This is a genomic window from Microbacterium sp. CPCC 204701, from assembly GCF_004010105.1.
GTDB lineage: Bacteria > Actinomycetota > Actinomycetes > Actinomycetales > Microbacteriaceae > Microbacterium.
In genome coordinates this window covers 1-6,753 of sequence record NZ_RRYE01000158.1, presented here as the reverse complement: position 1 = coordinate 6,753, position 6,753 = coordinate 1, and the positions used below count along the sequence as shown (strand labels likewise).

At 69.1% G+C, this 6,753-nt stretch carries 6 protein-coding genes; 4 read left to right on the top strand and 2 right to left on the bottom strand.

The features are described 5' to 3' along the window. Positions 1-359 precede the first annotated feature (359 nt). Positions 360-1,382: a GlxA family transcriptional regulator gene (locus EIO58_RS10490; protein WP_205789218.1), complete on the top strand. Its 1,023-nt coding sequence runs from the start codon at positions 360-362 to the stop codon at positions 1,380-1,382. Between the two features lie 37 nt (positions 1,383-1,419). On the opposite strand, the gene EIO58_RS10485 is transcribed toward EIO58_RS10490, so the two are convergent. Then, positions 1,420-1,824 carry a DUF7144 family membrane protein gene (locus EIO58_RS10485; protein ID WP_127819497.1) on the bottom strand — a complete coding sequence of 135 codons (405 nt, stop codon included), beginning with the start codon at positions 1,822-1,824 and terminating at the stop codon, positions 1,420-1,422. A 171-nt stretch (positions 1,825-1,995) separates the two neighbouring features. Between EIO58_RS10485 and EIO58_RS10480 the strand changes: the two genes are divergently transcribed. Then, the gene (locus tag EIO58_RS10480) at positions 1,996-3,663 is read left to right on the top strand and encodes a SulP family inorganic anion transporter (RefSeq protein WP_240658722.1); all 1,668 of its coding nucleotides are present in this window, start codon (positions 1,996-1,998) and stop codon (positions 3,661-3,663) included. Positions 3,664-3,690: 27 nt separating this feature from the next. Here EIO58_RS10480 and EIO58_RS10475 read toward each other — a convergent pair whose 3' ends face one another. Beyond that, the gene (locus EIO58_RS10475) at positions 3,691-3,903 is read right to left on the bottom strand and encodes a dodecin family protein (protein ID WP_127819495.1); all 213 of its coding nucleotides are present in this window, start codon (positions 3,901-3,903) and stop codon (positions 3,691-3,693) included. A 196-nt stretch (positions 3,904-4,099) separates the two neighbouring features. On the opposite strand from EIO58_RS10475, the gene EIO58_RS10470 reads away from it, so the two are divergent. Further along, positions 4,100-6,319, top strand: a complete 2,220-nt coding sequence (locus tag EIO58_RS10470; protein ID WP_127819494.1) for an ATP-dependent Clp protease ATP-binding subunit — start codon at positions 4,100-4,102, stop codon at positions 6,317-6,319. 155 nt (positions 6,320-6,474) lie between these two features. Continuing rightward, a partial coding sequence (locus EIO58_RS10465) for a UbiA family prenyltransferase (protein WP_240658720.1) occupies positions 6,475-6,753 on the top strand: 279 nt, incomplete at its 3' end.

Genomic DNA, 6,753 nt, shown 5'->3' with positions numbered 1-6,753 from the left:
CGCGGCTTGGGCGGCCCCGTAGGACGCCGAGGTCTGCGGTGCGGCAGAGGGCGCCGCCGGCGGCGTGTCGGCCGACCCGGCGCCCGAATCGGGCTGGGAGGACGGCGACGGCATGTTCGAGGGAATCGTCACGCCGCGAGTCTAGGGGTGTGACGAGTCCTCAGGGGAGGCGTGTGCGATCGATCGGCGTCCGGCGGTAGCCGTCAGTGCGGAGCTTGACGATCGTCGAGGCGACCGCCACTGCGGAAAGGGCTGAGAAGAGAATCACCATCAACATGGCAGAAACGCTACGCTTGCGTCACAACTGCCACGAGTGGCAGAATGGACACGTCTCGCAGGAAAACTGCCAGGAGGTACACGTGAAGACAGTCGCCTGCATCGTGCTGGACGGCTTCGCGCCGTTCGAGTTCGGCGTGGCCTGCGAGGCGTTCGGCCTCAACCGCTCGGACGACGGCGTTCCGAACTTCGACTTCCGCATCGTGACGGCCGACCCCGGCGTCGTGCAGTCGAAGATGGGGTTCTCGATCAACGTCGAACACGACCTGTCGTTCGCCTACGAGGCCGACCTCGTGGTGGTCTGCCCGACCCCGCGTGAGTACTGGCAGCGCACCGACCCGCGCGTGCTCGACGTCGTGCGCGCGGCAGTCGAGCGCCAGGCGTGGGTGCTGAGCGTCTGCAGCGGGTCGTTCATCCTGGCCGCCGCGGGCGTGCTCGACGGGCGGCGCGCGACCACCCACTGGATGTACGCGCCCACCATGATGGCGATGTACCCGCAGATCGATGTCGACCCCGACGTGCTGTACGTGCAGGACGGCCGCATCATCACGAGCGCCGGCACCGCCGCCGGCCTCGACGCGTGCCTGCACCTGCTGCGGCAGGAGATCGGCGCCGAGCTCACCAACAAGATCGCGCGCCGGATGGTCGTGCCCCCGCAGCGCGATGGCGGCCAGGCGCAGTTCATCGACAAGCCGCTCCCGATCACCACGTCGCTCTCGCTCGCACCGGTCACCGACTGGATGCTCGACAACCTGCGCCTCGACCTCACCGTCGACCAGCTCGCCGCCAAGGCCCACATGTCGCCGCGCACCTTCGCTCGCCGCTTCAAGGCCGACCACGGGGCGACGCCGGCGGCGTGGCTCGCGCGCCAGCGCATCATCCACGCGCAGCGGCTGCTCGAGAAGACCGACCTCGGCCTCGACCGCATCGCCTACGAGAGCGGGTTCGGCTCGGCCGCGGTGCTGCGCCAGAACTTCGCACGCGTGCTCGGCATCACCCCCACCGCGTACCGCACGCGCTTCTGCTGCACCGACGACGAGCGCGACAGGACGGATGCCCCGGCCTCCGCCGTGGCGGGGGCCGAGGCATCCGTTCTCGTCGCGTGACGAGCGCGTCGAGCGGTGCCCGTCATGAGGGCGTGGTTCAGCGCGCCTTGAGTTCGCGACCGTGCACGGTGAGGGCGTAGATCACGAGGATGTCGAGCGCGAGGACCGTGAGCGAGAGCCACGGCTGGGCCGCGATCAAGGTCAGCTGCGCGATCGCGTTGAGTGCGACGAGGATGACCGCGATGACGCGTGCCCACGTCGCTCCGGCCCACAGCGCGAAGCCGACCAGGAGGATCAGCGCGCCGAGGATCAGGTGGAACCAGCCCCACGCCTCGATGTCGAGCGAGAACAGGCCCGCCTCGCCGAGGAAGTAGGCCGTATCCGGCCCGATCAGGGCCTGGAGCCCGTGGAAGATGTTGATGATGCCGGAGATGATGAGGATGACGGCGGCGAAGACGCCCCATCCCACCCAGCCGGTGACGGTGGTGTCGTTGTCGGTCATGGAGGATCCCTTCAGATCGGCGGAGTCGTTGCGCTCCGCGCAGGGCGCCGGTGTGGAACTCTGCGTCGTCTCCGATTCTGGGAGAAAGCTGAGTGTCCGCGCGTCACGCAGGTCGCGTGAAATCCGACCCTGGGCAGGATGGCGGGCAGCGGCCCTCGCTACCGTGAGCGGGTGAGTCTCGATCCCCGTACGCGGTTCTCGCGCAAGACGCTGCGCCGTGACCTCGTGGCGGGGGTCGCACTGGGAGTCGAGAGCGTCCCGGATGGACTCGCGCAGGGGCTGCTCGCCGGCGTCAATCCGCTCGCGGGCCTCTACGGCCACCTCTTCGGCATGGTCGGTGCGGCGCTGTTCACGAGCAGTGCGCTCATGACCGTGCAGGTCACCGGTGCGATGGCGCTGATCGTCGCCGACGCGCAGTTGCAGACCCGGCCCGATCCGGATCGCGCCCTGTTCACGTTGGCGGTGCTGAGCGGGGTGCTGCTGGTCGTGCTGGGCCTGCTCGGCGGCGGCCGACTCGTGCGATTCGTGCCGACCGCCGTCATGACCGGATTCGTCACCGCGGTCGGCGTCAACATCGTGCTCGGCCAGCTGTCGAACTTCACCGGCTACGCGTCCGACGGCGAGAACCGCATCGCCAAGACGGTCGACCTCGGTCGGCATCTGCTCGAGTGGAACGTGCCATCGCTCGTGGTCGGGGCGATCACGATCCTCCTCATCATGCTGCTGCAGAACACTCGCGTCGGCGCCCTGAGCCTCGTCGTCGCCGTGGTCGCGGGGTCGGTCTCCGCGGTCCTGCTGAACCTCTGGGTGCCGCAGCCGGTCGTGGTGCTGCACGATCTCGTCGCCGTTCCGGGAAGACTGCCCATACCGGTGCTGCCGAGCGTGGACGACATCCTGTTCGTGTCGATCCCGGCGGTGTCGCTGACCTTCGTGGCGCTCGTGCAGGGCGCGGGGGTGTCGTCCGGGATCGCTGCGCGCGAAGGCAGGTCTGTCGACGTCTCGCGCGACCTCATCGGGCAAGGCGCGGGCAACGTGCTGTCGGGGATCTTCCGCGGCATGCCCGTGGGCGGGTCGTCGTCGGGATCCTCGCTCGTGGCGACGGCGGGCGCTCGAACTCGCCTCGTGTACTTCCTCGCCGGCGGGGTCATGTCGCTCGTCATCCTGTTCGCCTCAGACCTGGTCGCCTACATCGCGATGCCGGCGCTCGCGGGTCTGCTCATCGTCGTCGGCGTCGCCGCGATCAAGCCCAGTCGCGTGTACTCGGTGGTCAAGAGCGGGCCGCTGCCCACCGTGGTCATGGCGGTGACGTTCGTGCTGATGCTGCTCATCCCGCTGCAGTTCGCCGTGCTGTCGGGTGTCGGGCTCGGCATCATCCTCTACGTCGCACAGCAGTCCAATCGGCTCCGCGTGCGCCGCGTCGTCTTCTCCACTGACGGACGGATGCGCGAGGTCGAGCCACCGCACGGGATCCCGCCGCGCGAGATCGTCGTGCTCCAGCCCTACGGCAGCCTCTTCTTCGCGAGCGCGCCGACGTTCGAGCGCCAGCTACCCGAGATCACGGCCGAGTCGGAGAGCTCAGTGGTGATCGTGCGTCTTCGCGGCACCGACGATGTCGGACTCGCGTTCGTCGAGGTGCTGCGGCGTTACGCACGGGAGCTCGCCGCGGTGGGATCGAGCCTCAAGCTCGTGGTGAGCGAGCCGCTCGTCGTGCGGCAGCTGGAGGCCGGAGGTCTGGCCGCCGACATCGGCGGTCAGAACATCTACCGGGGCACCGAGTGGGTGGGCGAGGCGCTGCGGCGCGCGTACGACGACGCGCGTGAGGAGCGCAAACGGTCCTGACGATCGCCCTCGTGCCGCCGGGCCGGGTCAGTCGTCGAGGACGAAGGTCACCTCGAGCACGACCTGGAACGAGGTGATAGCGCCGTCGTCGCACTCGACCTTCTGGTCCTTCACCCAGGCTCCGCTGACGTTGCGGAGCGTCGCGTGGGCGCGGGCGATGCCCTCCGTGAGCGCCGCCTCGAAGCTCTCGGGGGAACGGGCGGTGATCGTGGTGACGCGGGCGACCGACGTGCTGCTCATGATGAACTCCCTTGTTCGCGTGGGTACAGGATCGTCCTGCGCGCGTGGCGGATCAACCCCCTCCGGTCGCGGCCGCTGCGCCTTCACCCCGCGGCGGCAGCGGCACCGGCATCCGCCCCTACCGCCACGACCGTCGCTTTGCTAAACTTGAGCCAGCACGACTCAAGTTTCGTGAACGCAGACTTCAGGAGAACGAATGAACGCACAGCCCATGCCCGGGCAGGAGGAGCAGCAGAGCGCGCTCGAGCAGTTCGGGATCAACCTCACCGACCGCGCCCGCCAGGGCAAGCTCGACCCCGTCATCGGGCGCGACAGCGAGATCCGCCGCGTCAGCCAGGTGCTGACCCGCCGCACCAAGAACAACCCCGTGCTGATCGGCGAGCCCGGCGTCGGCAAGACCGCCGTCGTCGAGGGGCTCGCGCAGCGCATCGTCGCCGGGGACGTCGCCGAGTCGCTGAAAGACAAGGAGCTCGTCACGCTCGACATCTCGGCGCTCGTCGCGGGCGCTATGTACCGCGGCCAGTTCGAGGAGCGCCTCAAGAGCGTCCTCAAGGAGATCACCGACTCCGACGGTCGCATCATCACGTTCATCGACGAGCTGCACGTGCTCATGGGCGCGGGGGGTGGCGAGGGCTCGGTTGCGGCATCCAACATGCTCAAGCCCATGCTCGCGCGCGGCGAGCTGCGCATGATCGGCGCGACCACGCTCAACGAATACCGAGAGTTCATCGAGAAGGATGCCGCGCTCGAGCGCCGCTTCCAGCAGGTCTATGTCGGCGAGCCGAGCGTCGAAGACACCGTCGCGATCCTGCGCGGACTCAAAGGTCGCTACGAGGCGCATCACGGTGTGACGATCGCCGACGGCGCCCTCGTCGCGGCGGCGTCGATGAGCAATCGCTACATCCCGAGCAGGCAGCTGCCCGACAAGGCCATCGATCTCATCGACGAGGCGATGAGCCGCCTCAAGATGGAGATCGACTCGAGCCCCGTCGAGATCGACCAGCTCCGCCGTCAGGTCGACCGCATGCGGCTCGAGGAGCTTGCCCTCAAGAAGGAGAAGGACGACGCCTCGAAGGAGCGGCGGGCGAAGCTGCGTGAGCAGATGGACATCGCGGCCGCCGAGTTGAGGGACCTCGAAGCCCGGTGGGAGCGCGAACGGGCAGGACTGAACCGCGTGGGAGACCTGAAGAAGCGCCTCGACGCAGCAGAGACTGAGCGGGACCTGGCGCTGCGCGCCGCCGACTACGCCAAGGCGTCCCGGCTCGAGTATGAGACGATCAAGCACCTCAAGGCCGAGCTCGCCGAGGCCGAGAGCGCGGAGGCCGACCCGTCCGAGGAGCGCATGGTCAACGAGCAGGTGACCGATGAAGACATCGCCGCCGTGATCGCGGCGTGGACCGGCATCCCGGTCGGGCGCCTGCTGCAGGGCGAGACCGAGAAGCTGCTGCATCTGGAGGCCGAGCTCGGCAAGCGCATCATCGGGCAGCGGGATGCCGTGAAGGCGGTGTCCGACGCGGTCCGCCGCTCCCGGGCCGGCATCAGCGACCCGAATCGCCCGACAGGCTCCTTCCTGTTCCTCGGACCCACCGGTGTCGGAAAGACCGAGCTGGCGAAGGCGCTCGCCGAGTTCCTCTTCGACGACGAGCACGCCATGGTGCGCATCGACATGTCGGAGTACGGCGAGAAGCACTCCGTCGCGCGGCTGGTCGGAGCTCCTCCCGGATACATCGGCTACGAGCAGGGAGGTCAGCTGACCGAGGCGGTGCGCCGCCGGCCGTACAGCGTCGTGCTGCTCGACGAGGTCGAGAAGGCGCACCCGGAGGTCTTCGACGTGCTCCTGCAGGTCATGGACGACGGACGCCTCACCGACGGCCAGGGCCGGACGGTGGACTTCAAGAACGTCATCCTGATCCTGACGTCGAACCTCGGCTCGCCGATCCTCATCGACCCGACGCTCTCGTTCGAGCAGAAGCGCGAGCGGGTGCAGGGCCTCGTGCGACAGGCGTTCAAGCCGGAGTTCGTGAATCGGCTGGATGACATCGTCGTGTTCCAGGCGCTCACCGAGGACGACCTCGCCCAGATCGTCGAGCTCTCGGTCGACGCCCTGCAGCGGCGTCTGCACGAGCGGCGCCTGACGCTCGCGGTGACGCCCGACGCGCGGGCGTGGCTCGCCGAGCGCGGCTACGACCCGGTGTTCGGCGCGCGGCCGCTGCGCAGGCTCATCCAGTCCGAGATCCAAGACCGCCTCGCGATGGCCCTGCTGTCGGGCGGCGTGCGCGACGGCGACGTCGTGCGGGTGGATGTCGCGGCCGACAGCTCGCAGCTCGTGCTGACCAGCGACGGCCCCGCGGCCGCCCCCGAGACCGCCTCGGACGACGAGGACGAGGTGATCGAGGCCGAGCTCCTCGACGACTGAGGCGCCGTCTCGGCCCGGCCAGGGCGTGCGAGAACACCGTCGGTGACATGACACGCCGGGTCGGGGCATCCGTCGGCGGCGTCTCGATGTGACGGACTGGTGTTTTCGCACGAGGGACGACGCCGATCCCGCCGTCGGGCGTGAGAGCATCGAGCGTGCGTACGCTCCGAGGGCTGTGGGGATCGACCCACCCCGGACCGACCCTCGTCGTGACGACGCTCGCGCTGGCACTCGGCGTCGCGGTCGGCCTCGAGCCGTGGCGCCTCGTGCTGCTGACGCTCGCAGTCCTCGCGGGCCAGATGTCGATCGGTATCTCGAACGACGCGCTCGATGCCCCGCGGGATCGCGCCGTGGGCCGCGCCGACAAGCCCGTCGCGCGCGGTGACGTGTCGGTGCGCGCGGCCTGGGTCGCGGCTTCCGTCGCCCTCGCCGCG

Coding starts and splice junctions, on each gene's coding strand:
- EIO58_RS10485 (WP_127819497.1), bottom strand. CDS start 1,824: ATGACCGACAACGACACCACCGTCACCGGCTGGGTGGGATGGGGCGTC.
- EIO58_RS10475 (WP_127819495.1), bottom strand. CDS start 3,903: ATGAGCAGCACGTCGGTCGCCCGCGTCACCACGATCACCGCCCGTTCC.
- EIO58_RS10470 (WP_127819494.1), top strand. CDS start 4,100: ATGAACGCACAGCCCATGCCCGGGCAGGAGGAGCAGCAGAGCGCGCTC.